Source organism: Mesorhizobium sp. Cs1299R1N3, from assembly GCF_037179625.1.
Taxonomy (GTDB): Bacteria; Pseudomonadota; Alphaproteobacteria; order Rhizobiales; family Rhizobiaceae; genus Mesorhizobium; species Mesorhizobium salmacidum.
This window is the reverse complement of sequence record NZ_JAPYKQ010000010.1, coordinates 1-25,087: the sequence shown is the minus strand read 5'-3', so window position 1 is coordinate 25,087 and position 25,087 is coordinate 1. Positions and strand designations below refer to the sequence as shown.

The following is a 25,087-nucleotide window of genomic DNA, read 5'->3' as shown; positions in this document are numbered from 1 at the left end:
GTAGAAAGCTGAGAGAGGCGCTAAGCACGGCAGCGGACGTCCCTCCTCGCAACCAGCCAGTAGACACTCCAGTCCGACGGCGCGCGACGCGTTTCCAACGTGGTTTGTTGTGATGTGTCCATGTTGCATTGAGGACTTGTTTCCATGTTAACATGGAAACAATGAGCGGTTTCGCAGTCGGCTCGTCCGAGCGGAACCTTTCCCCGCTGAAGATAAGCTGCGGTATGATTGCCACCCGGAGCAGCCCCTTACTGGTGCGCGCCTGGGTTGCCAAACCGGTCTGCCGCGTTGACTATGTCAGCATGTTTCGACCGTGACATTAATCCATGTGTCCATGATGACTTGTTCCCATGTTAACATGGGAACAAGGAGACAACGCCGGAAGGAGGGCCCCATGATCATCTCCGCTGCGATCCCCAAGGGCGGCACTGGCAAATCAACGCTGCTGCGCACCCTCGCATCCGTCGCGCTGCATCGGGGTTATTCGGTCACTCTTATAGATGGCGATCGGCGGCAGAATATGAACCGCTGGTTCCAGATGCTGGGCGACGCTGGCAACCGTCCTGACAGGCTCCAGCTTGTAAGCGCGATGACCCCGCAGGAAATCCTCGACGCCGCAGCCACTCACAACGGCGAGCGCTCCGTCGTATTGATCGATACGGAAGGCACCACGAACGACAACCTCATGGCCGGGCTCTTCGCGGCCGATATTGTCGTCGTGCCGGTCTATTTTGCCCTCGACGACGTGACCGCCGCCATCCAGATCACCGACCACTACATTCCGCTGGCGGTCGAGAGCCGGGGTAGACCGCTGCCTGCAATATTCGTGCTGACCAAGCAGACCATCATCGATGGCAGGGCGCGAGCCCTGAGCGAACTGCGCGCCATCATCCAGGCCAACGGCACGCCGATTGCAGAACACGTCCTGCACAACCGCGTTGCCTATCGCGACCTTCAGACCGGGCAGACCCTTTACAGCCCCGCGGTGCCCGATGCGAAGGCGATTGCCGAGAGCGAAGGGGTTTTTGACGACCTTCTGCAAACCTTCATCGAAGCCACAAGGAATGCGGCATGAGTGAAGAAACCGTACCGAAACCCGGTGACGACAAGAAAGCCCGCATGATGAAGGCGATTTCCACGCAGCCGCCGGCGCTGCCGAGCATGTTCATCACACCGAAGGTCGAGACGTCAGGGACCAAGGAGCAAGCTAAGCCACCGGTGCAGGTACCGACAAAGCCGTCGCCGGCAGTCGGGCCCGATTTTCGCAAGCTGCTGCGGCAGGGTCAGAAAAAGGATCCCATCGCCGGCAAGAAGATTCGCGAGGAGGAGATGGTCCGCTGCGGGTACTATCTGACGGCCGCGGAGCAGCGTCAGTTCAAATTGCTGGCGATCAGCAACGGGCACAGCATGACCGAGCTGCTGCGAAAGGCCGTGCAGGATTATATCCGCATTCATAAGCACAAACTGCCGAAAGAATAATTGGCGGTTTGGAGGGCTGTCGCATGCTGCGACGGGTGATGTTCATGGCTCTGTTGCGACGCGCAAAAAAGGGGCCGCGACGGAGCACTCCGTCGCGGCCCTGAGACGTGTTTGCCTACTTGGGTTGGTTGAGGTGTTTCAGCAGTTCCCCGAGGGTGCCGTCCCGCTCCGGACGCCCGCTGGCTGCCGCTTTGTCGTCGACCAGCTTTGCGGCCAATTCGGGCGGCAGCGGCATGAAGTCGTAGCCGTGTGCGATCGCGGCGTGGCGAAGATATCCGAGCGTTTCGAAGGCACGATCGTGGGTGCCAAGCCAAAGCGCGGGCTCGTCGGTTTCCTCGTGCGGGAACGCCTGCAGGAAATAGGTCCGGAGCGGTGGGTCGTAGCCGATGACGGCGTCTGGATCCGAGCGGGCCTGTCCGGTGACGGTGATGATGTAACGGCTCATTGCAACCTCCTTTTGCCGATGGGGAAGCCGGCCCCTCGAGGGGCCGGCCGCCGATGCCTCACTGGGGGTTGTTCCAGAGGATGACCTTCTTGTTTTCCTCGCCACCAGGGGCGGGAGCGAGATTGCCGAAGATCACGCCGATCTCGGGGGCTTCCAGCTTGACCGAGAGGTATTCCTCTCCCGAGCTGGGAGATGCGGTGCCAGCCGGCTCCGATCGCGAAGCCCGTGCGCTTGTTGACGATCCGGTAGTCGGGCGCGTCCTCGCGCGACTTGTTGGTGTTCGGGATAAGGGTGATCGGGGCGTTGACCCGGAGCGTGGCGAAAACGCCTTCCATCGAGCCGTCGGCCTTGGTGGTGAGGTTTGCGATCGTGGTGGCCATAGTAGTTCTCCTTCGGTTGCATCGGGACCATTCCCGATGGCGCCAAAGGAGAGGGCCGTCCTGCTGCGGTCATCTCGGCGAAAATTCTGGAAAATTCTATTTGCCGAAAAATAGCGGGCAGGCCCTTCGCCTGACCGCAACCAAAAACAGAAATCGAATTTTCCTGAATATTCGCCGAGTGTACCCCCAACGGGGATTGACCGCACAAAGCAGGCGGTCGTCTACAAAGGCGACATGAAACGGGGATGCCCCGGATGCGGCAGATGGACAAGAACCCAGGCCGCCATCGCTTGACCGCCGACGCAACGCTGCCGGATCGCCGGGATGCTTGCCGCGCACCGCCGGGTCATGTCGCCTGCGTCGTCAACACTTCGAACAGTGCCTGGCGCGTGAACCGCCTTGGGTGTTCGGGATGGCGGTACAGCGGTTTTGAGATCGGAGCCGACTGGCAGTGAACTTCACGCTCCTCGGTAGCAATCCCTCGAAGCCACGATGGATGACCGCGCAAGCCAGGATGTTCGGCACGCTGCACCCGCTTCAGACGCGAGACGGGCAAGATGATTGTCCTGCACAACGCCCTGCGGCTCTGCGCGTGGCCGATTTCGGAAGGGGCCGGCTCCGGCCGCTCATTCAAGTGGAGTTGGGGTGCCGGATCAAGCATATCGGTTCGGACCCGCCGGGCTGTCGGCGGGACTGCGCCTACATCATCCCGGCAACGCCAGACGCTCGTCCGGCGTCATGCGGGCTTCGGCTTGGCGGCGAATGTCGGGACCGGCATGGCGGAGCATGGCGCACCAGTCTTCCACAGTGTACGTGGTCGCCATGCTGCCCCTGGCCAGATCGTAAATGACGCACGGCTTGTTCGCTATGGCCAGCCGAAGCACGTTGACGGCCGTGCCGGGTGATGCGCCGTCCCAGACCATCATGCCAAAGTCGGCGCGCCGCACCATCTCCCGGTCTTTGGCGGCGTGGACCCAGCACCCTCTGGCATCCTCAGGAGAAGGAACATGGTAGGCGGCCCAGTCGCCCAGATTGTTGCGGGGTTCCTTGCCCGCATGGAAGACCCCGACATGCTCGTAATTGTAGCCGGCGAGCAGGCCCTGCGCCTCGGTATCGGCTCCAGACGCGTCGCCAATCAGCACGCCGTGCTCGGCAGCAACGATCGCGCCGATGCGAGTGATGGCAGGTTCCGGCAGCTCGAATATCTCGCGTGATCCACCTATGAATATCATCGACATCGTGACTTTCCCTTCTCTCCAGCGTCCCCCGCCCCGCGCCAGCCGCCCTCTCCCTCTGGCCCTGCGCGAGGGATCGTCACCCGAAGGCCGAGACGGCGAAGCCGGCGCGGGGAGCGGCGGGACGCCGCGACTAGAGCCCGGCCGGCCGCAGGCCGGCGCGCCCGGACCCTGCCGCTGCCGGAGGCGCTACGCGCGTGGAGCTAATGGCCTTTGTCGGCCAGCCAGAGGCTCACGTCCTGGATTGAGCGCATGAGCACCGAGGGATTGTCCCGCGCGGGGATGAAGCCCCAGCTCTGCCAGTACTGCTCGGCCTCGGCGTCGATCGCCCGCACCACCACCGCGCGGCCGCCGACGATGTCGGCGCCGGCGACGCAGCGATGCAGCGCGTCCTTGACCAGGCCGCTGCCGATGCCTTGTCCGGCATAGCGATGGTCGACGGCGAGTTGTCCGATCAGCAGGCAGGGGATCGGGTCGGGCGGGCGACCGGTGCGGATGGCGCGCGGCGCGCTGTTTGGCTGGATCACGCCCGGCGCGAGGCCGTAATAGCCGACGACTGTCCCCTCGTCGTGAACGATCAGGACGCGGGTGAACCCGCGGGCCTGGTTCGTTCGCGCGAAGCCGGCAAGCCAAGCGTTGAGCGCCGGCTTGCCGCAATCGAAGCTGTCGAGGCGGTGCGCGTCGTCAAGGAGTTCGATGCCTGAAAGCGCCACCTAGCGGTCCCAGGGCGGCGATCGACGCAGCCGCTCGGCCGCCTTCGGTGTGGGCGGGGCGGCGGGGGCTGAGATCGCCTGCATGAAGGCGTCATAGGCTTCCGGGGACACGCGGATGACGGTTTCGTTGAGGATGGCCGCCTGCGCCTCGTGGAGTGCTGCGCGTCGCATGAACTCCGTGCGCGAGAGGCCGAGCAGCTCCGCGCCGCGGTCGATGATGGTGAGATCATCATCGCGAAACCGCATCGAGACGGGTATTTCCTTCCTCGTGGCTGTGGTGGCCATGGCGCGCTCCTGTGCTGTGGATGTATATACGTCGGTGTAACGCGGATCGCAATACCAGGTTGCGTGGCGGCACGCTTCACCGCGTCGATCCGATTAGTGGAGGTGGAGGGTGCCGTGCTTCGCGCGCGGGCTTCGGGGCGCTTCGCGCGCGCCGAACCCGGCCGCGCGCGGTCGGGTCCGATGGTGCGGATTGCGAGGAAACCGACGCTCACGCGGCGTCCTCCGCGAACCGCCAGACGGGGATGCCGAGCCGACGGGCCTTGTCGGCAAGGTTTTCGGTGATGCCGGAGCCGGGAAAGACGATCAGGCCGTAGGGCACGACCGAGAGAAGCTGGTCGTTGCGGCGGAACGGAGCCGCCTTGGCGTGCCGGTTCCAATCCGGCTTGAAGGCGATCTGCGTGACCTTGCGGTTCTCGGCCCAGCAGGCGGCGATGCGTTCGGCGCCGCGCGGGCTGCCGCCGTGGAGCAGGACCATGTCGGGATGCCTCTCGCGAGCCTTGTCGAGTGCGTCCCAGATCCGGTCGTGATCGTTGCAGTCGAGACCACCGGCGAAGGCGATCTTAGTGCCGGGCGGAACGAGCACCTCGGTTTCGGCGTGGCGGCGGGCGGCGAGGAAGTCGCGCGAGTCGATCACCGACGCGGTCATCGCCTGGTGGCTGACCTTGGAGCCGGTGCGCGGCCGCCATGCCGATCCGGTCTGCGCCTCGTAGAGGTCGGCGGCCTCGTCGCGCATGATTTCGAGCACGTTGCGCCGCTCGATATAGGTTGTGCCCTCGGCTGTGAGCCGTTCCAGCTCGACGGACTTCACCTCGGAGCCGTCCTGCTCCTGCTGGCTCGAGCGTTGCGCCTCCTCATTGCGGTCGAGGCTGCGGGCGACGCGCTCGGCGGCGCGGTGGAAGACGTTGGTGAAAGACCAGAGAAGGTCGTCGAGGTCGGGTTCGAGCCTGGTGTCGCCGAGCATGCCGGCGAAGGTCTCGACGATACCGGCGAGGCCGGCCCGGATCACCTCGTCGTCGGGAAGTGGCCGAGGATCGGGCTCGTCCTGATGCGGACGATGACCGTACATCTGCAGTTCGAGGATGACGCGGTCGGTCGGTGAGGACGTGTGGTAGGGCTCGTAGGCGTCATCGAAAGGAAGGTCGTAGGTCATGGCGTGTCTCCGTCGGTTGTGGCCGCGCCTGTCGCGGCCTGACAGCGCATCCCGGCCGCGGCCCGGGCGCGGCCGCACCGAAGGCCGGAGCGCGAGCGGAGGACGGCGCAGCCGTTGCGGCCGTGACGGGGGCGTGGCAGGGGTCGCCTCTCGGGCAGGCCGCGGGCGCGGCTTCTCCCGGCGGACCGCCGCCGTGCCAATAGGTCTTCCGGTGACGCCGGCCCTGTCCACCTGACGGCCCGAGGCGTTCATCAGGGCGGCAGCAAGAGACGGGCATCCTCCGGGACGAGCTGATCGCTGAGCCAAGCCGCGAGATGGGTCGGCCCGAGATGCCGTAGATCGTCGTTGAAGTCGCCGAGCCGGGGTCGCAATTCCAGAGTGAGGACTCCGGCCGCGCCGGCTCGCTGGCTGAGACGCTCGATGCCATGCCGTCCGGCGGCGTCCGCATCGGCGGCGATGTAAAGGCGGCGACAGCCAGACGGAAAGATCAGGCCGGCGAGATGATTGGCCGAGGTCGCGGCGGCAACCGGCAGCGCCGGCATCACCGTCCTGAGCGACGCCATCGTCTCAAATCCCTCGCCGGCGGCCATGACCGGAACAGGCACACCGGGCTGGAGGCCGAGCCAGATGCCGTTGCCAAGAAGATGCCCGAGCGAGCGGCGCGGATCAGCGAGTTGCGCCTTGCCGACCTTGCCGTTCGGATCGAGCCAAGGGGACAGGTAAGTGCGCTGCAGTCCGGTGATGCGCCCGTTGAGGCCGGTGACGGCCGCAATCAGCGCTGGCAGCATCTGCGTCTCGCCAGTCACGAGATCCCGGTAATAGCAGCCGGGATGGAAGCGCAGGGCGCGCTCGCTTATGGAAAGCACGATGTCACGACCGGCGAGGTATCGTTCGGCCAGCGTGCCGGCGATCGGCCGCGACATGGCGAACAGGCGACGCGCAGCGTCGGGAGAGCCGCGCGCGGCGGCTGGTTGGCGCTGCCCGCCGGAGGTCGGCGACTGTGGTCGCGGCATGGAGAGGAACCGGCGCGCTTCATCGGCGACTTCGCGGAAATCGGCGAGGCCGCAGCTGTGTTCGATCACGTCGAGCAGATCGCCATGTTCCCCGCTTTGCTCATCGACCCACTTTCCGGCTGGTCCTTTCGTGTTGGCCTTCAGCCGCACATGCATGGAGCGGCCGCGCGTGTTGCGGACATCGCCGACGATCCAGTGATTGCCCGCGCGATGGCCGTTGGAGAGATATTCGCGGCACACCGCCTCGGCATGGTCGCCAAGGCGGCGCGCCAGCTCGGAAGCCGAGCCGGTCATGATCACCTCCCTCAAGCCGCGACCGTACGGTCGGTGAGCCCGACCAGCGTATGGCGATCGAGGAGCGAGGCGAGGATGGCGGACCCTTGCGCGGCCGTCGGGATGAATAGCCTGAGCTTCCAGGAGATGATCTCGGAGATCAGCCCGAGGGCCTTCAGCCGCGGCACCATTGCGTCGGTGAAGCCGATCAGCTCGACACGGTAGTTGTTCATCACTCGGCTGCGCCGAAGGACTAGGCCGTCGGCGAGTTGCAGGCCGATCCGGCCTTCCACAAGCCCGGTCCAGGCATCTTCCGGTGCGAGCGAGGGCACATGATCAAGCCCAAGATTGCGGAGCATGGTTGCGACAAGGGTCGGCGCGATGTGACGGCCGATGATGCGCTCGCCGGTGTCCGTCTGGATGCGGTAAACCCGGCAATCGTCGTCAGGCAACCGCCGCCAGATCGGCAGGAGAAGGCCTGTGACGATGTGGAAGGTGCTGGTTGTGAACTCCGGGACGGCCTCCGCTTCGGCTTCCCACAGCTCGCAGAACAGTTTTCGGTCGGCCGGTTGCCAGTGGGTTTCGGCAAGGGCGTCGAGACCCAAGCGCACCTCGTCCGTCGGCCGCAGCAGGCGTACGCGGTGCTCTATCGTGCCGTCGTCGAGCATCAGGCTCGCGGTCGGCAGCTGTATCGCCGCGCGGTTCGACCGCGTGTTCACCAACAGCACAGATTGCGGCTCCGCGCGAGCGATCGCCAGCGCATCGACCAGACCGAGCGGCCGAATACGGTCCTTGCGGGCGACGGTCAGCACATGCGACTGCGCGCCCGAGACCGGATGCGTGTAGACGGTGCGACGATCGGTGACGACGATGCTCTCCGCCGCAATCGTCTCCAGACCTTTGTCATAGGAGCCGGCAGCGATCGCGCCCTCGACCTTCGCCGTCGTCAGTTGCTCGAACACTTCGAACAGCAGGTTCTGGGTCTCGATGCGCAGCGCAAGCAGGCGATTAAGCCAGGTCGTGATCGGCGGCAGTTCGTCGCGCAGCCCGCCCTCGTCGGTGGTCAGCGAAAGGCCGGTGACCGTCTCGAAGGTCGTGAGCGAGCAGCCTTCGATCTTACCCTGGTGGAGCAGCCAGTAAAATTGGCGAAGAGCAGCGCGGGCATAGGGGCTTTCCAGATTGTCCTCGGATCGGAACAGCCCTGCCCCACCGGTCTGGCGCTGGCCGCGCGTGATCGCACCCAGTGTGTCGAGCCGGCGCGCAATGGTCGACAGGAAACGTTTTCCGGCTTTCACATTGGCGGCCATGGGCCGGAAGAGCGGCGGCTGGACCTGGTTGGTGCGGTGCGTCCGTCCCAGGCCCTGGATGGCGTTGTCGGCGCGCCAGCCGGCCTCGAGCAGGTAGTGCTTACGCAACCTCTGGTTCGTCATCCCGAGGTCTGCGTGATAGGACCGGCCCGTGCCGCCGGCGTCCGAAAAGATAAGCACGCCCTTGTCGTCGTCCATGAAGCTTTGGGTCTCGGCAAGATTGGCCGAGCCCGGACGGTTCTCGACGGCGAGCCGATCGACGCCGTCGCTTCCGGTCTTCTTCACGATACGGCGTGAGCGCCCCGTAACCTCAGCGACCATGTCGGTGCCGAAGTGATGGATGATCTGGTCGAGCGCACTGCCGACCGGCGGCAATGACGCGATGCGCTCCACCATCTCGTCGCGCCGGCGAACAGCCGCCCGGCACTGTACCGGGTTGCCGTCTTCGTCATGGACTGGCCGCGAATAGACGTTCCCTTCAGCGTCCGAATATTCTTCAAACAGCTGGGTCGGGAAGGAGTGCATCAAATACCCGCCGACGTACTCGCGCGGCGTGACGTCGACATGGAGATCCGACCATTCCTCGGTCGGAATCTCGGCCAGCCGTCGTTCCATCAGCGCCTCGCCGGTTGAGACGATCTGCACCACGGCCGCATGACCGTCGGTGCGGTCCTGCTCGATCGCGCCGATCAAGGTCGGCGTCATCATCGAGGTGATGAGATGGCTGAAGAAGCGCTGCTTGGTGCTTTCGAAGGCTGAACGCGCCGCCGCTTTTGCGTTGCGGTTCAGCGTACCGGTCCCGCTGGTGATGTTGGCCGCTTCGAGCGCGGCAGTGAGATTGTTGTGAATGACCTGGAAGGCGTCCGCATAGGCGTTGTAGATACGGATCTGCTCCGGGGTCAGTTCGTGCTCGAGCAGGTCATATTCGACACCGTCATAGGAAAGCGAACGCGCCGTATAGAGCCCGAGCGACTTGAGATCGCGGGCAAGCACTTCCATCGCCGCGACTCCGCCATCCTCGATGGCGGCGACGAACTCCGTACGGTTGGCGAATGGAAAGTCCTCGCTGCCCCAGATGCCCAGGCGCTGTGCATAGGCGAGGTTTTCAACCGCGGTTGCACCGGTCGCCGAGACGTAGACGATGCGGGCGTCTGGCAACGCATGCTGCAGGCGCAGGCCCGCTTTGCCCTGCTGCGAGGGTGCGACGTCGCCGCGTTCGCTTTTTCCCCCGGCGGCGTTGGCCATGGCATGCGCCTCATCGAAGATGATGACGCCATCGAAGGACCGTTTGGTCCCCGTCGGGCCTTCGCCCCTCCTCGCCTCTTGTCCAACCCAGTCGAGGATCTGGGCGATCCGCGACTTCTTGCCCTCGCGCTCCTGCGAACGCAGGGTTGCGTAGGTGGTGAAGAGGATACCTTCGGCAAGGCGGATCGGCATGCCCTGCCGATAGCGCGACAGCGGCTGGACGAGGAGCCGTTCCTGACCAAGTGCTGCCCAATCGCGCTGGGCATCTTCCAGCAGCTTGTCTGATTTGGAAATCCAGACCGCGCGGCGGCGGCCCTGCAGCCAGTTGTCGAGGATGATGCCGGCGACCTGTCGTCCCTTGCCGCAGCCGGTGCCGTCACCCAAAAACCATCCTCGGCGGAAGCGAACCGCGTTCGCAGCACCTTCTGGTGCGGCCGAGACTACATCGCAGGTCTCGTCAACCGTCCAGGCGCCGGCGAGATGACCGGAATGCGCTTCCCCGGCATAGATCACGCTTTCGAGCTGGGCGTCCGACAGCAGGCCCTCGTCGACGATCGCGTCAGGCAGAAGGGGCCGGTAGGAAGGCTTCGGCGGCGCGACCGCGGCCATGGCGGCCGACTGGACCAGCGGCGTCGGATGCGGCTTTGCATGGGGAATGTGGATCGACTGAAGGGCGTAAGGCTCGTAGATCGTGTCGGTGAGGCATCCACTCTCCTCCGGCATCCACTCGCGAAGCTCGTAGGCCAGGGGCAGCGCCGGGGCGCTGCTCGCAAGGGCCGGGTGGCTGAGCGTTGCCCTTGCAACGGGGCGAGCCGGTCGGACAGCCTTTGGCGCAAACGATGTTGCGGAGGCGGGTGCAGCTGCTGCCGTGGGCCGACCGGCCATGTGCATGGCGGCATTGCGCAGGATCCCGTTCGACAGAGCGCCGATCGAGTCCGGAAAGCCGCCCGGCGTCCGGGGCGGCAGATCCATGATGCAGGAGAGTAGCGTCTCGACGTCGGACGCCCTGCCCGGCGACGCGACGAAACGCGACGGATCGGCGGCCGGTATCTTGTCGATGATCGTCAGGCGGGTTTCGGCGGTGGTGCCATGGCGTGCATAGACGCGGCCGTCGATCGCCGCGGTGAAGATGACGGTGCCCTGCTGCTGCAGCCGCTCGAAGGCAGCCCGCCATTTGGGGTTTTCGGGTGACAGGCCGGTGCCGGTGATGGCGACAATACGGCCGCCTGGGCGCAGACGCGCGAATGCGGAGGAGAGATGTCGCCACGCGGCATCGGCGACATGGCCGTCGACATAGGCACCGACCGTGAAGGGCGGATTCATCAGCACGACGGACGGCTCGATGGCGGCGTCGAGATGATCGTCGATATGGGCTGCATCGTGCCGGGAAACGGGAGCGCGCGGGAACAGCAGGCCGAGCAGATCGGTGCGCGTGGCGGCAAGCTCGTTGAGGACGAGCGAGGCTCGGGCGATCTCGGCATGGACGGCGAGAAGGCCGGTGCCGGCCGAGGGTTCGAGAACGAGATCCGAGGAGGTGATTGCAGCGGCATGCGCGGTGACGAAGGCAAGCGGCAGTGGTGTGGAGAGTTGCTGCATGGCCTGGCTCTCGTCCGACCGTCGCGTATGGCTGGGAATGAGCTTGGCGATCCGCTTCATCATCGCCAGGGTCGCCTGCGGCGTAGTCGACCGGGACAGGATCGCCGATCCGAAGCGGCGCAGGAACAGCACCTGGGCCGCTTCGAGCGCTTCATAGGCGTCCTTCCAGAGCCAGAAGCCCTGTGCGTCGGTGCCGCCGAAACTGTCCGTCATGGCGGTGCGGAGCGCGGCGGTGGTGACTGGCTTGCCCTCCTCTAGGAAAGATAGAAGCAGCAACGCCGCCTGAAAGATCACCTGGGCTCTGTCGTTGGCAGCGGGTGCCCGCGTGCCGAGGGGAGCGGCCGTTCGGGCAACGTCGGATGTGGTCGAAACGATGTTCATGGAGATGTCCTTCGCGAGAGGGGAATGGCCCCCGCGCCGGCACTCTCTCCGCGCCGGCCGGGCCGCACTCCTCCCGGCTCCCCTCTCCCTCCGGCGCCGATCCATCAAACGGGTTGCGCTCAGCGCAAAGCCATGACTTGAATGTGCACACACGGATGCGGCGGCGACCTGGAGCTGCGGAGGTGATGCGACGGTTCCGAATTGGAAGTGACGTCTACGAGGAGGGAGCGCCTGACCTGCAGGCGGCGCTTGCGAACGCCTATGCCCGCAAGGAGCGCCCACTCTGCCTGTGCCGTGAGCCGGGCTGCCCGATGTACGTCGCCCGCATCGGTGACCTCCATCTGATCAAGCGCATGCCGCTCAGCGGCGGCGGGCACGATTCTTCCTGCGATTCTTATGAATCGCCTTGCGAGCTGTCCGGGCTCGGCGCGTTGATGGGCAGCGCGATCCAGGTCGATCCGCAAAACGGCATGGCGGCGCTGAAGCTGGATTTCAGCCTGTCGAAGACGGGAAGTCGTGCGGCGTCCGTGCCTGCTGGCCAGAACTCCGCCAGCGTGGCCGGAGATCCCAGGAGGATGTCACTGCGTGGCCTCCTCCACTATCTCTGGCACGAGGCTGAATTGACGGTCTGGACTTCCAGATGGGCCGGCAAGCGACATTGGTGGAATGTCCGCTGGCACCTCATCGAGGCGGCCGGGCAAATGACGGTGAGAGGCGGATCGCTGGCGGATATCCTGTTCGTCCCCGAGCCGTTCCGGGCCGAGAACAAGGAAGCGATCGAACAGCGTCGCAACGCGATTCTTGCTACAGCACTTCGGCCAAAAGCCGGACCGCGGAAGTTGCTGCTCCTCGTAGGCGAGGTGAAGGAGATCGTGTCTGCCCGATCGGGTCAGAAACTTATCGTCAGGCATTTGCCCGGTTTTCCCTTCATCATCGACGACGCAATGCATCGGCGTTTGCAGGCACGCTTCGAGAGAGAATTATCGCTGTGGGGAGCGGATTCGAGCTCACATCTCATGGCTATCGCGACGTTCGGAGTGAATTCGGCCGGCCTCGCCATTGTCGAGGAGATCGCGTTGATGGTCGTGTCGGAGAACTGGATTCCTTACGAGACGGTCCCTGAAAAGCGGCTCATCGATGCGCTTGCCCGTCTTCGCGAGAAGAGCGTGAAGGGATTGCGCTACGACCTGCAACCCGACCAGCCGATCGCCAACGCGTTGCTTCAGAACAGGCAGGAGCCGATCGCGCTCTTTGTTGTTCCGGCCGGAGCGGACGAAGCGTTCGAGGTTTCGCTGCAGGACATGATTGCGGATCGGCCGGAGATCAGTGCGTGGACCTGGCGGGTCGGTGACGGGGAGATGCCGGCCCTTCCATAGGACTGTTTAACCGGTTGGTCGCTGGTTCGAATCCGGCCCGGGGAGCCATTTCAGTACAAAACTGCGAACGTCGTGCCCCCCGTCTCCACTCCAGGCTTTCCAGCTGACACGACAAGCGTCTGTAGAAGCGTAGCTTTCGATCCTTTGATTAGAATCCGATCGACTCCAACCTCAACCCTCTGCACCAGTGTTTGCAGATGGTGCCGCCTAAAGGTTCCGTCCTGAGCCCGGAGTCGCTGCCTGGCCCCCTCTGCGAACCGTGCGACCGCCCTTTTGGATATTTCGATCGCTTGGCTGCCTCGGTGCTCCGCACGCTCGGCGTCGGCGTTGGCCGCATCCCGAATTCTTTTCAATTCGGCGATTCGCCCCTTCAGGTTGCTATCGGCTAAATCAGCCAGACCGTTCTCGATCGCTTCATAGAGGCGTGTGAGCCTCCCTTCAGCGTCGGCGGCCTGTCGTCGTAGATCACCGACCCGATCCTTCTCGCGATCGCCTTGCTCTGCCCTCCGGCGCAACAACCCGGACAGCAATTCCTCAAGCCTAGCAGTGTTCAACAGCCGCATATCCACATAATTTGCCACCAAATCGTTGAGCTGCTCCATCGGCATTGTTCGGCCCTTGCAGCCGCTATGCCCCTGCCGAGCGGTCGTGCAACAGGTGTAGTATCGATACTGCTTGCCCTTTCCTGAGGTGCGTAAGGTCATCGCACCTCCACAGTTCTCGCAGAACACAACACCCCCCAAGAGCATCGGGCTGTTTACGAATCTAGGCGCACGCAATTGCGGGCTTCGCGACTTAAGGAGATCCTGGACCGTATTGAATTGGTCCTCCTCGATGATCCGTTGCACCGCAACATTGACGATATCTTCCTGTCCCTTCTCAACACCTTTCCGTTTGCCGCGGACGTTGAAACGTTGTCGCCCGATATAGGTCGTACGCGTGAGAACTTGATGCACTCCCCCAAGCCCCCACCGTCCTCCAGTTTGTGTCCGAATCCCTCGATTGTTTAGGTAGCTGGCGATCTGACGTACTCCCATCGGGCCGTGATCGCTATCGCCGGAATGCGCCAAACGGAACATCAAGCGGACGTGGTCGACGGTCAGAGGGTCCGGTTCGATTTTCTTTTTAGCCCGGGTGCCACGCTGTTCGGCAGTCACGATTCGATAGCCGTAGGGCGGTCGGGAACCATTCCAATAGCCCTGCCGGGCGTTTTCCCGCATAGCCCGCAGCGTGTGCTTGGCGTTCTCCTTGGACTGATATTCATCGAATAGAGCCATGATCTGACGCATCATGGTGCTCATGGGATCGTCACCAAGATCCTGAGTGATCGACGTCAGCCGAACACAGTTTTTCGCCAATCGCCGAACATAGAATTCAAGCTGGAACTGATCGCGGAAGAACCGTGAGAACGAATGCACAATGATTATGTCGAATGGCGCCGGCCGTTGCGATGCAGCATCCATCATTTTCTGGAATTCCGGCCGCTTGTCGTCGGTCGCCGACGCACCTGGCTCAACAAACTCCGTCGCCACAGCAATCCCCTTCGCCTGACAATAGGCCTGTAGCTGGCGACGCTGGTCAGGGATTGAAAGATCGTGCTCAGCCTGCCGACCCGTCGATACGCGGAGATAAAGTGCGGCGCGCCCGGGCATGGCCAAGGCGGAGCTCGCTTTGGCATTCATGAGCGGCCTCCTCTTTTCGAGTTAGTTTCTGGCTCCAAAAATCTCGTCAAGCAGATCGGAGCAGTGAACCTCGAACAGCTGCAACTCTCGCACCGAAATGGGAATATGATCGGGCCAATCGTCGATGATTTCCGGTTGCCATTCTTTCTTGTACCGTTTCGCGCGGTTAGATTTTGGACAGCGATCAGGGGCGGCATAGTCGAATAGACTGGTGAGCTCCGTCGACCTGCGAAGTGGATAAACTTTAGCGGACATTCCGCCATTGTCTCTTTCGAAATCAAAATTGCTAGCCTATACAGGGCATTATGTGAGCCATTGAAGGCGGACATTAGAATGCCGCCGAAGACTGCCGACCTCGATAGGCCATTGTGGGCGATTGTGGAGAAGTGCATTTCGGCGCGCCAACGCGATCTCTGACGTCAGTCCTTCCAGTTCGAAATCGGATGCCAGCACGAAGGTGCGCAACACTCCAAATCAAAATCGATATTCCGCCTATATGCCTTCACGATACGTCTGGGCCAAATACCTGACTAAGCCCTCCCTGCCGGCTAATCCGACCAATATCATCAAGGGCCGAGCGAATCTGGGGCCAAGGAAACTCAGTGTCGGCTTCCGAAGACTGCCCTTCCCTCAGCACCGCATCAAGCTTGGCTGCCACACCGGCAAGGGAAGCTGCGGGGGTTTTGGACAATAGCTTAAGCAGGTCCTCTGCTCGATCAGCGGCCTCGCGTTCGGCGCGCAACGTCGCGGAGTAGCCAATCGCTCTGTCGGCGGCGTCCCAGCGCGCTTGATGATCGAACAAATCGGCTTCGGCCTTTCCACGCACAGCCGCTTCCGCAGGAGTTACATCGAGCACGTCGGTAAGCGCCTCAAGTGAATACAGCGTTACGCTCTCGCCGCCGCGCAGCCGGGTCGTCGTGCAAGGAAATCCGACCTTTTCGGCAAGCGTTCGCTCTAGACGTTGCTGTTGACGGCATAGCCGTTCGGTCTGCTGGTGTGCTGCCTGCCATTTGCGCCACGCCGCTATCGCAGGATCGCCGGATAGGTCCATTTCTAAATCGGGGCCGGCAAATGCTTTTCGCTCCGATGCCGCAATTGCCATTGCCGTTCCTATGAGCATCCTCCTGCGGGTGACGCGTGGCGGAATCGTGCTATTGTCGGACTCAGTCATGATCCGAGCTCCTCAAAGCTTGATTGTGGCTAGGTCGGGCTGGGCGTGCTAGCGCTCAGCTCGGCCGTTAGGGGGACATCATCTTATACAAATTGATTGACGTCAATCGGATTGATAGAATGGAACGTGCGCTAACGGTGGAGCAGTGTCGTGGCGCTCGCGCGATGCTTGGCTGGAGCCAAGAACAATTAGCCGAAGTAGCAACCGTTGCTCGACAGACGATTGCAGATTTTGAACGCGGCGCGCGTATGCCGATCGCCAACAATCTGACGAGTATAAGGCTTGCGCTGGAAGCTGCTGGAATCGAGTTCTTATCCGAGAATGGGATCCGATACAGAGCGCGCGGATGACAACCTTATTTTGAACCGATCTCCGGTTTGACGGCCGATCCTAGGTGGCACGATCCACGACCGTTTTGGGGCCGCTTGCGGACCGTCCGGTTGTTGAGAGGAATCCGGTGTAGCGGTCGTTCGGCCGACGACCTCAATTCCGCCATTGAGCCGGGAAATGCGCAATCCTGAAAGCTGGGCACCGGTTGTTCGCGCTGGCAGTCGCCAAGAGCGGATAATGCCGCCACCGTCGCGAGGTTTCGCTCCTGGTTGTGAGCTAGTCAGACGGACCTGCTCCTCAAACTGTGGGCGCTTGGAAGGAAGGGCTGGCGCGCCCGGTTTCGCGTTGCCTACATCTAACTGACAATGGCGGAGCTGGCGTTAGCCTATGCAAGCCAAATGGCCGCTATTTACCCCCATCCCGGACTTTCCCAAGTCCCACCTCACTTCCCCGAAAGCCGATTTTCAGCGGCTCATTTTGAGCAGTAATAAGCTTACAGTTTCGAGTGCGGCACCCGATTGAAGTCTGCAAGCGCGTTGACAATCAGCTATCGAAGCAAATCAGGCCTGCCAGAACGGCTTTTGAAGTTCCGCCTCGACGGCAGCCATGGTGAGACCGACGTCGTCGATCCGCTGAGGCCCCGCTTCTGCCAGTCGCTTCAGCTCCTCGCGATAGTACATGCGCTCGCGCCAAACCGCGACCAGGCCGCGCAGGGCGACGAGTCTCGCCCAGACCGATGCCGGTCCAGTCGTCCACGTCGGCGGTTCGCCCCAGAGAGACTGGTAGAATCTTGAGGTGAGAGAAAGCTGCGTGCTCATTTGGCTCGTCCTGTCTTGGTGTTGCTGAAATCGATGACGCTACTTTGGCAGATGAGCGGACCTGCGTACTAAAGCGCGGCCGAAACTGTTCCGAAAAATTCCGAAACGTCTAATATGACGGGATGCATCGGGTTCACCTCGCCTTTGGTCCGTTCGTGCTCGACCCTGAGAAGGGGACGCTCCTGCGGCAGGACATACCGATCTCCATCGGGCATCGCGGCATCACGCTGCTCGCCGCGCTTGCGGCCCGGCCCGGCGACATCCTGACCAAGGCCGAGCTGATGGAAGCTGCCTGGCCGGGCCTGGCGGTCGAGGAAAGCAATCTCACCGTCCAGATTGCGACGCTGAGGAAGGCGCTCGGCCCTACCGACCACGGTGGCGACTGGATCGCCACCGTGCCTCGCGTCGGCTACCGCTTCACCGCGCCTGTCGAGTGCGTGGAAGGTTCAGTGCAGCGACCGATCGCGCCGTCCGGCAAACCCACCATTGCCGTGCTGCCCTTCGCCAATTTGAGCGGCGATCAGGACCAACAATATCTGAGCGACGGCATCACCGAAGATATCATCACCGAACTGGCGCGATACCGGTCGATCGTGGTGATCGCGCGCAATTCATCTTTTCAGTTTCGTGGGCCAGCGCCGGACCCCGCAGAAGTCTACCGGCAACTCGGCGCGCGCTACCTCATCGAGGGCAGCGCGCGACGGCTCGGGGACCGCATCCGGATCACGGCGCAACTGATCGACGGCGCCAGCGGCTTCCATTTGTGGGCTCAACGCTACGACCGGGCGCTCGAGGACATCTTTTCGGTTCAGGAGGAGGTGGCGGCTCTCGTAGCTTCAACTGTCCAAGGCGCCGCCGAGGCAGATGCGACTAGCCGCTCGCGGCGAACCCCGCCGGCCGATTGGGCCGCCTACGACTACTACTTGCAGGGTCGCGCGCACTACCATCAGTATGAAATGGACAAGGGCGAATCCATGTTTGCCCGGAGCGCCGAACTCGATCCGGCTTTTGCTCAAGGTCATGCCTATCTGGCGCAGTGCCTGGTTGCGCGATTCTGGTACGACCGCGATTCTCGTACGCTGCAAAGTGCCTTGCAGTCTGCGCGCACGGCGCTCCTGCTCGACCGGAATGACGGCATCTGCAACCAGAGCATGGGCCTCGTGCTCGTACATATGCGCCAGCATGGGGATGCCGGATTGCATTTCCAGCAGGCCCGTACGCTCAATCCGCACGACGTCAACATTGCCGGAGACTATGCAAGCTGGCTCAACTACGGCGGCCAGCCTCAGCAGTCCTTGGCGGTCCTCGAAAGGGCCATACTGCTCGACCCGTTGCCCCCGGTCTGGTTCTGGGAGGTGAAGGGCAGCGCGCTCTTCCTGCTCGGCCGATATGCCGAGGCCATCGACGCTTATCGGAAGGCCGGCGACCAGTTCTTCATCCATGCCTTTCTTGCGGCGGCCTACGCACATCTGGGCGAGATGGAAAACGCGCACGTCGCAGTCGAGGCCACACTGAGCCGGCAGCCGGGCCTCTCGCTTGGCTACCTTGCCCACCTTCCTTTCGCAGACCTGTCATCCTTCGAGCTCTTCCTCTCCGGCTTCAGAAAGGCCGGCTTTTTATAGGATCCAGTCGGTCCGAGAAACTCATCGCTGCATTTGGGTGCATGCGAGCAGTAAGAAGGACGACGGCGATGATCATCGACATGACAACCTCCCATACTCTAGGAACCTGACATGCGGGGTCATTGTTGGATCAGACCCATCGTCGAGCAACGCACTCATGCTACTTTGGCAGACCGTCCACTTTCGAGCGAGGTAAAGTGCGCCGAACCTCCGAGATGGGGGGCATTGCTGACAGGCAGCCTTGGGCCCGTCGAACGAACCCGCTGCGCGGGAGGGCGCCTGCGGTTGAGGTAGCGGTTAGGGGCCGGGCGTCGCGCTCGCATTGAGCGTCCTCCGGCGGGGGCAGAGCATGACGGGCTTCTTCAACAAGGAGCCCGACCATGCACCATCCCATTCTCGATGCAGCGATCAGCCCGCTGCGCCAGCGGCTGATCGACGACATGAACATGCGGCGTTTCTCACGGGAGACGCAGCGCAACTATCTCCGCGACATTGGACGCCTGGCGACATTCCTTGGGCGTTCGCCGGACACGGCGACCGCCGACGACCTGCGCCGGTTCCAGATCGAGCAGCAGGAGGATGGCGTCCCCGTGCCGACGATGAACAGCATCGTGTCGGCGCTGCGCTTCTTCTTCACCCAGACGCTCGACCGCCCGGACCTGGCGCGCAGGCTCGTCCGGCTGGCGCATCCGCGTAACCTGCCCGTGGTGCTGAGCCGCGACGAGGTTGCCCGGCTGCTCAACGCCACCACCTGCCTCAAGCACCAGGCGGCGCTCTCGGTCGCCTATGGCGCCGGCCTGCGTGTCGCCGAGGTGTCGATGCTGAAGGTCGCCGACGTCGACAGCGAGCGCATGCTGCTGCGCGTCGAGCGCGGCAAGGGCGGGCGATACCGCAACGCCATGCTGTCGCAAGACCTGCTCACGCTTCTGCGTGAGTGGTGGAAGGTTGGGCGGCAGCAGGGCGTGATGCACCGCGACGGCTGGCTGTTCCCGGGGCAGCACGCGATGAAGCCGATCAGCACGCGTCAGCTCTATCGTATCGTCGTCGAGGCGGCACATGCCGCCGACATCGCCAAGCGGGTCGGACCGCACACACTGCGCCACAGCTTCGCCACCCACCTGCTGGAGGACGGCACCGACATCCGGATCATCCAGGTTCTGCTCGGGCACGCCAAGCTCAACAACACCGCCTTCTACACCAAGGTCGCGACCCGCACGGTGCGCACCGTCACGAGCCCGCTCGACAAGCTTGGCCTCTTCAAGCTGGAAGAGATCTCGCCCGACGGCTGAGCGTGCGCGCCTCGCTCGAGGTCGCCGACATCTTCCGCACTGCCGGGCCCGCCTACCGGGTCGCCCATGCCGGACATCTGAGCCTCGCCCAGCTCAAGGTCATGTCGGCGATCGAGCACTGCCGCACCGCGGCCCTTGGCGGTCACGTCGAGGCCTGCGAAGACTGCGGCCAGTGGCGCATCGCCTACAACTCCTGCCGCAACCGGCACTGTCCGAAGTGCCAAGGCGCAGCGGCGCGGACATGGTTGGCCGAGCGCCAGGCCGACCTGCTGCCGGTCGGCTACTTCCATGTCGTGTTCACGCTGCCGGCCGAGGTCACCGACATCGCCTTCCACAACAAGGCGACGATCTATGACCTGCTGTTCAAGGCGGCATCGGAGACGATGCTGACCATCGCCGCCGATCCGAAGCACCTCGGCGCCAGGATCGGCATCACCGCCGTCCTCCACACCTGGGGCTCCGCGCTGACTCACCATCCGCATGTCCACATGATCGTGCCCGGCGGCGGCATCGCGCCGGACGGCAGTCGCTGGGTATCGTCACGGCCGGCCTTCCTGCTTCCGGTGAGGGTACTCGGCAAGCTGTTCCGCCGGCTGTTCCTCACCCGCCTGGTCACTCTGCACGACGCCGGCCGGCTCAGCTTCTTCGGATCGATGGCGCACCTAACCGACCGCCAAGCCTTCCTGCGCCATCTGGCTCCCGTCAGGAAGAAGCGCTGGGTGGTCTACGCCAAGGTGCCCTTCGCCGGCCCGGAGGCGGTGCTCGCCTACCTATCGCGCTACACCCACCGGATCGCGATCTCGAACAGCCGCCTGATCGCCTTCGACAAGAATAGCGTCACCTTCCGCTACAAGGACTATCGCCGCAACGGCGCCGACCGGCAGCAGGTCATGACGCTTGCCACTCACGAGTTCATCCGCCGCTTCCTGCTCCATGTCCTGCCGCGCGGCTTCCATCGCATCCGTCACTACGGCTTGCTCGCAGGCGGCTCTCGCAAGGACTGCCTCGCGCTCGCCCGCCAACTCCTGGACGTCGCCGCGCCGCCCGATGACGATAGCCTCGACGATCCGGACAACTTCCGCCCGCCGTGCCCTTGCTGCGGCGGACGCATGATCGTCATCGAGACGTTCGAACGGTGGAGGCAACCGCGCGGACCGCCGGACGCAACGGCGACGAACCGGGAGAACGTCCCATGACCTGGCATGGCATGGTCGAGCCTTCAGCTGCAGGCGCTCAGCCGCCGGCGACGGATCCACGCGTGTCCATGGTGACTACCGTCGCCGAAAGGCGCGCGTCCGGACCTGCGCCGAGCCGGCAACATCGCGCGGAAGCGCAACGAAGCGGCATGTCCGCATCAAACCCGACGCTTCCCGGCTGCGGTCGCGCCATCGCCGACATCAGCCGAAATCCGAAATCCCCATAGCCATCGCCTGTGGCCCGCGGGTTCCTTCCTCGGGGACTTTCGTACGCCTGCCGGCGCCCGAAACTCTTCACGTTAGCGGTCTGGCAGCTTTCAGGCGGCGGATCTTCGATAGCGGACATTCCGGCGAGCGTGGACATCGCCTCGGTTCAAGGGAAGAGCGCCCACACGTCGCTCCAGCCACCGACTCCGGTGTTGAAAACTGAGGCACTCCCCAGCTTTGATCTCTTCGTTTGTCGTCTCCTCCATTTTGTTTGAATCAGGATTCTTCATGGACGACTGGTTAGTGTGCGCCGTCAGGCTCGAGGGCTCTGGCATCGATAGGATATCAACCTAAACCCTGCTCAGGCGGGAAGTCCGGCTGCGTTCAGCACCGCGATCACCCGCTCCAACCGTACAGGGTCGCGGTAGCGGTTCGAGCCGCGGACCTGATCCTGGTCGATGTTCGCCTTTCGCCCGACAGCTTCCGCGAGGGCGCGGCGCGCGTCTTCCGTCCGTCCGGCGAATCCGTGGATGACTGCCAGCATCAGGTACCCGCAAGTATCCTGCGGATTGGCTGCGATATAACGATGTAGGCTGGCCTGCGCGCCGGCGCCATCGCCGAGCCATGCCCGGGCATGGCCGATGTGATAATCGATCCAGGTGCTCGCAGCGCTGGGTCGAACCGATGAGGCGAAGGCTTCGGTTAGGGAAGCTCTCAAGCACCACCCGGATTTGACCGTCGAGAGCATCATCAATGAATCCGGCATGAGCACGACGGAACGCGGCCGTTTCATCGGTGACAATGCCGCTCGCCGGCTTCCCGCTTTGCGCCAAGCCCGAAGTGCTGGCCGGAATGCGAGGGGGGAGGTGCAGCCTCTCGGGCAGCCATAGAACAGCCCTGTGCAAGGTGCGCGGGCAGCTGATCGCCCCGGCACTGGCGGGCGCTGTCGCCGAAGGTTGGACGCGATGACGCATATGGTTGTGACGCCGCGCGAAGCTCCCGCTAGCGAACGAAGAACTTAGGTAAAACGCTGAGTGAGGATCCCAGAAGGTCGCGCCGGACTTAACCTTGGGATGTCTGGGGAACTTCGGGCGCGACCGGACCCCCAAAGGTCCACTTATGCATTAGCCACAGATAATATTCGCAGGCGGGTCCCGGGTGGTCTTATTTGACGGTCGAAAACTCAAAACGATCGAAACGGAAGACTGCCGTATACTGGTTGCGTCGCTCCGGCGTCCCAGCAGGATTGCGGAAGATCGCGCCACAGGTTGTCTGAACTTTCGGAATGGCGTCGCACAGGAAGTTCTGCTGCACCCAACTGGTTCGCTTATCTATCCATGCGCCTCCCCCGCGCAGGTCACGACCGAGGATGAGCGACATGATCTCCGAACCGGTAAGCCGGTCCCTCGCATCCAGATCGAGCTGTTCCGGCAACTGCGGCACACCGGCCTTGTCCAGGCCGTCCAGCAGACGCCCGATGTCAGCCGGGTTCTTGAACACAAAATACCTCTGCGTGACCAGTTGATTTGCCCCTCCATCCTTTCGTTCCAACATGACGTTCCTTAGACTGTCACTATAGGCCGCGACTTGGTCACTGCGCCCGAGATGTGCGTAGGCCGAAACCAACACCTGCAGGCCGTAGAATTTCGGCCATGGATCGGGCGATTGGAGATCAATCCTTTCAAGGTAGTCGACGGCCTCCGCGAAACGACCTTGGCCAAATTCAGCCAGCCCCGCCTGGTAGTGCCGATAGTCATTGCCGCCTGGGTCGACGCGGTTGGCCGCGTCGAGATAGTCGCGCGCCTCGTTCGGCCTGCCATTGAAATTCAGGGCGTCTGCCAACCCGACATAGTTCAGGGGATCGCTCGGGTCGAGCGCCACTGCCTTAAACATAACCGCGACTGCCTCGTCGGACCGGTGCTCGCGAACCAGCAAACTGGCAACGAGCTGATAGTACGAGGGCGAAGGATGCTTGGCCGCCTCCTCCAGGTACTTGTAGACGTTGTAAAACGCCACAGATTCCGAAAAGGCCAAAGCCTTGACCCGTGGCCCGTCCATCTCCCAATAGGCCCATGCGAGCGATGCTGCCGCCGCGCCGAAATTCGGGTCGAGCTCCAGCGCCTGCTGGAAAAACCTCACCGCCTGCGCAAACTCCTCTGGAGTATTGCGACGATTGTAGATTTCCATGCCCATGAGGTAAGCTTCGTAGGCTGCGGGATTGCGCGTGCCGCCCGCGACATCTGCCTTGCCTTGGGCGCTGACGAGACGGAGCTTGAGCGCGCCTGCGATGCTGGCGACGACTTTGTCTTGTAGCGCAAAGACATCCGTCCACTGGCCGTCGAAACGTTCCGCCCAGAGATGACCGGTGGTCGAGCCGTCGATCAATTGCGCGTTGATACGCATGTCGTCGCCGACCCGACGTATCGAGCCCTCCAGCATGTACCGGACACCAAGCGCTGCGGCGATCTCTGCGGGTTTAGTCTCCTTGCCCTTGTAAGTGGAAGCCGCGTTTCGCGACACGACGAACAGGCCGGGTATGCGTGCAAGTTCTGTGGTCAGGTCCTCGGTGAAACCGTCAGCCAGATAACCTTGCGACTTGTCGTCGCTGAGATTGTCAAATGGAAGCACGACGAGGGATGGCCGGGTGTCTGCTTTCGCATTGGCCGTCAGAGCGGTGGGCCGCATCGGAGGCTCCCACGGTCGCCACCACGCTGCTGCAAGGCCGACTGCGACAACAAGGACCCCAATAGCGACGGCCAGATTGCGCCTGAAGCGTGGGTGTCGATTGACAGCCATGGGCTTTCCCGCCACCGCGGGATCGAGCAGCACCCGGTACGCCTGCACCGGTTCGGCGATGTTCTTCAGCTTCTGTTGGCCCATCGGCTCAAAGCCGAAAGCCAACTTCTTCTCAACCTCCTTTGCGACCTTTGCCGAGACACAGATGCCGCCAGGTTCCGCCAGTTGTTGGAGCCTGGCAGCAACGTTGACGCCCTCGCCATATCGGTCCTCGCCCTCGACAATCACCTCGCCGAGATTGATCCCAATTCTGACGCGAGTCCGATGATCCTCGGAAACGGCGGCGTTGCGTTCCGCCAGGGCGTGCTGCAACGACACGGCACATTCGACCGCGTCCACGACGCTGCCGAATTCGGCCAGCAGTCCATCGCCCATCAGCTTGAAGATGTGGCCGTGGTGGCGGGCAATCTCAGGCTCGAACAGTTCCTTGCGTCCAGCTCGAAGGCGCTCGAACGTGCCGGCCTCGTCGCGTTCCATCTGGGCGGAATAGCCCACAACGTCGGCAGCGAGAATGGCGGAAAGCTTACGGTCCATCGATCTGGCCTGTCCCCCGTGGAGTATAGACCTGGTCACACTGAAATGAAACGACCGACCTCTCCAGCGTCCGCCGCCGGAAAACAACTCCAACTGGACGGACCCGATCCGCAGGTCCGCATTCCATGACTGCCGCTCCTGCCGAAAGACCTCCCCAATTAGATCGAGGCGGAGGAGTTCAACGTAGAACCGTCGGGACCGGTCGTAGTCGGTGCAGATGAGCGCGACGTGGTGAATGGCGTTCAGCATACTACGAACTCTAGCTAAGCTGGGGTTGGCCAAGGGCACTGTCGGGTACGCAGCACTTTGTTAATGTCGCCGTTCGCAGCCGCCTCGTCATACAGATTTCATCTGCGGAAATGTCCATGTTAGCCGCCGGCCGAAAGTGAACGCACGGCAGCACCCAGGATTGGCGAGGGAACGGCGGATGGCGGCTATGGGCGCATTGCAGAACGGCGGCAATTGGGCGGCGGGTTCAACCGATCGTCGCAACACCTTAATCTGAGAGGATGAGGTGTCGGATGGTGACGTCACGGATCTGGTTTACATCAGCGCAGACGCCGT

Annotated in this window: 19 protein-coding genes and 2 pseudogenes; 8 read left to right on the top strand and 13 right to left on the bottom strand. The window is 63.0% G+C overall.

The annotated features are described in order from the left end of the window. The first annotated feature begins 394 nt into the window (after positions 1-394). Positions 395-1,075, top strand: coding sequence for a ParA family protein (locus O7B34_RS20755; protein WP_337147815.1), 681 nt, complete (start codon positions 395-397; stop codon positions 1,073-1,075). Continuing rightward, entirely contained in the window at positions 1,072-1,479 is a 408-nt protein-coding gene (locus O7B34_RS20750; protein ID WP_337147814.1) for a hypothetical protein, read from the top strand. The genes O7B34_RS20755 and O7B34_RS20750 overlap by 4 nt, the downstream gene beginning before the upstream one ends. Before the next feature lie 115 nt (positions 1,480-1,594). On the opposite strand, the gene O7B34_RS20745 is transcribed toward O7B34_RS20750, so the two are convergent. The 8 genes and pseudogenes from O7B34_RS20745 to O7B34_RS20710 form a co-directional block, all read right to left on the bottom strand. Next, positions 1,595-1,924: a hypothetical protein gene (locus O7B34_RS20745; protein WP_337147813.1), complete on the bottom strand. Its 330-nt coding sequence runs from the start codon at positions 1,922-1,924 to the stop codon at positions 1,595-1,597. Between the two features lie 58 nt (positions 1,925-1,982). Next, positions 1,983-2,304, bottom strand: a pseudogene (locus tag O7B34_RS20740) (DUF736 domain-containing protein). 704 nt (positions 2,305-3,008) lie between these two features. Then, the gene (locus O7B34_RS20735) at positions 3,009-3,542 is read right to left on the bottom strand and encodes a hypothetical protein (RefSeq protein WP_337147812.1); all 534 of its coding nucleotides are present in this window, start codon (positions 3,540-3,542) and stop codon (positions 3,009-3,011) included. Between the two features lie 200 nt (positions 3,543-3,742). Further along, the gene (locus tag O7B34_RS20730) at positions 3,743-4,252 is read right to left on the bottom strand and encodes a GNAT family N-acetyltransferase (RefSeq protein WP_140812464.1); all 510 of its coding nucleotides are present in this window, start codon (positions 4,250-4,252) and stop codon (positions 3,743-3,745) included. Continuing rightward, positions 4,253-4,537 (bottom strand): type II toxin-antitoxin system TacA family antitoxin, encoded by a 285-nt coding sequence (locus O7B34_RS20725; RefSeq protein WP_140763110.1) that lies wholly within the window; start codon positions 4,535-4,537, stop codon positions 4,253-4,255. 208 nt (positions 4,538-4,745) lie between these two features. Next, the gene (locus O7B34_RS20720) at positions 4,746-5,687 is read right to left on the bottom strand and encodes a DUF2493 domain-containing protein (protein WP_337147811.1); all 942 of its coding nucleotides are present in this window, start codon (positions 5,685-5,687) and stop codon (positions 4,746-4,748) included. A gap of 251 nt (positions 5,688-5,938) precedes the next feature. After that, complete coding sequence (locus O7B34_RS20715) at positions 5,939-6,994, bottom strand: DUF7146 domain-containing protein (RefSeq protein ID WP_337147810.1); 1,056 nt, start codon at positions 6,992-6,994, stop codon at positions 5,939-5,941. Positions 6,995-7,005: 11 nt separating this feature from the next. After that, entirely contained in the window at positions 7,006-11,502 is a 4,497-nt protein-coding gene (locus tag O7B34_RS20710; protein WP_337147808.1) for a strawberry notch family protein, read from the bottom strand. A 185-nt stretch (positions 11,503-11,687) separates the two neighbouring features. Between O7B34_RS20710 and O7B34_RS20705 the strand changes: the two genes are divergently transcribed. Beyond that, positions 11,688-12,878 carry a DUF1173 domain-containing protein gene (locus O7B34_RS20705; RefSeq protein WP_337147995.1) on the top strand — a complete coding sequence of 397 codons (1,191 nt, stop codon included), beginning with the start codon at positions 11,688-11,690 and terminating at the stop codon, positions 12,876-12,878. Positions 12,879-12,928: 50 nt separating this feature from the next. Here O7B34_RS20705 and O7B34_RS20700 read toward each other — a convergent pair whose 3' ends face one another. Both O7B34_RS20700 and O7B34_RS20695 read right to left on the bottom strand, forming a co-directional pair. Then, a complete protein-coding gene (locus O7B34_RS20700; RefSeq protein ID WP_337147807.1) occupies positions 12,929-14,560 on the bottom strand; it encodes a recombinase family protein in 1,632 nt (543 codons plus the stop codon). A 502-nt stretch (positions 14,561-15,062) separates the two neighbouring features. Beyond that, on the bottom strand, positions 15,063-15,731 hold the full coding sequence (locus tag O7B34_RS20695) for a hypothetical protein (RefSeq protein ID WP_337147806.1): 669 nt from the start codon (positions 15,729-15,731) through the stop codon (positions 15,063-15,065). A 164-nt stretch (positions 15,732-15,895) separates the two neighbouring features. On the opposite strand from O7B34_RS20695, the gene O7B34_RS20690 reads away from it, so the two are divergent. Then, entirely contained in the window at positions 15,896-16,081 is a 186-nt protein-coding gene (locus tag O7B34_RS20690) for a helix-turn-helix domain-containing protein (protein WP_442920986.1), read from the top strand. Between the two features lie 540 nt (positions 16,082-16,621). On the opposite strand, the gene O7B34_RS20685 is transcribed toward O7B34_RS20690, so the two are convergent. Then, positions 16,622-16,879 (bottom strand): hypothetical protein, encoded by a 258-nt coding sequence (locus tag O7B34_RS20685; RefSeq protein WP_337147804.1) that lies wholly within the window; start codon positions 16,877-16,879, stop codon positions 16,622-16,624. A 122-nt stretch (positions 16,880-17,001) separates the two neighbouring features. Between O7B34_RS20685 and O7B34_RS20680 the strand changes: the two genes are divergently transcribed. From O7B34_RS20680 to O7B34_RS20670, 3 genes are all read left to right on the top strand, one after another. Continuing rightward, a complete protein-coding gene (locus O7B34_RS20680) occupies positions 17,002-18,501 on the top strand; it encodes a winged helix-turn-helix domain-containing tetratricopeptide repeat protein (protein ID WP_337147803.1) in 1,500 nt (499 codons plus the stop codon). 380 nt (positions 18,502-18,881) lie between these two features. Next, entirely contained in the window at positions 18,882-19,790 is a 909-nt protein-coding gene (locus O7B34_RS20675) for a tyrosine-type recombinase/integrase (protein WP_337147802.1), read from the top strand. Between the two features lie 2 nt (positions 19,791-19,792). Beyond that, positions 19,793-20,986 carry an IS91 family transposase gene (locus O7B34_RS20670; protein ID WP_337147801.1) on the top strand — a complete coding sequence of 398 codons (1,194 nt, stop codon included), beginning with the start codon at positions 19,793-19,795 and terminating at the stop codon, positions 20,984-20,986. A gap of 568 nt (positions 20,987-21,554) precedes the next feature. Here O7B34_RS20670 and O7B34_RS20665 read toward each other — a convergent pair. Then, positions 21,555-21,944 carry a tetratricopeptide repeat protein gene (locus O7B34_RS20665; RefSeq protein ID WP_337148006.1) on the bottom strand — a complete coding sequence of 130 codons (390 nt, stop codon included), beginning with the start codon at positions 21,942-21,944 and terminating at the stop codon, positions 21,555-21,557. On the opposite strand from O7B34_RS20665, the pseudogene O7B34_RS20660 reads away from it, so the two are divergent. Beyond that, positions 21,856-22,162 (top strand): annotated as a pseudogene (locus tag O7B34_RS20660) (hypothetical protein); the annotation flags it as partial. The gene O7B34_RS20665 and the pseudogene O7B34_RS20660 sit on opposite strands and share 89 nt — an antisense overlap. 195 nt (positions 22,163-22,357) lie before the next feature. On the opposite strand, the gene O7B34_RS20655 reads toward O7B34_RS20660, so the two are convergent. Then, positions 22,358-24,772, bottom strand: a complete 2,415-nt coding sequence (locus tag O7B34_RS20655; RefSeq protein WP_337147800.1) for a tetratricopeptide repeat protein — start codon at positions 24,770-24,772, stop codon at positions 22,358-22,360. Positions 24,773-25,087 lie beyond the last annotated feature (315 nt).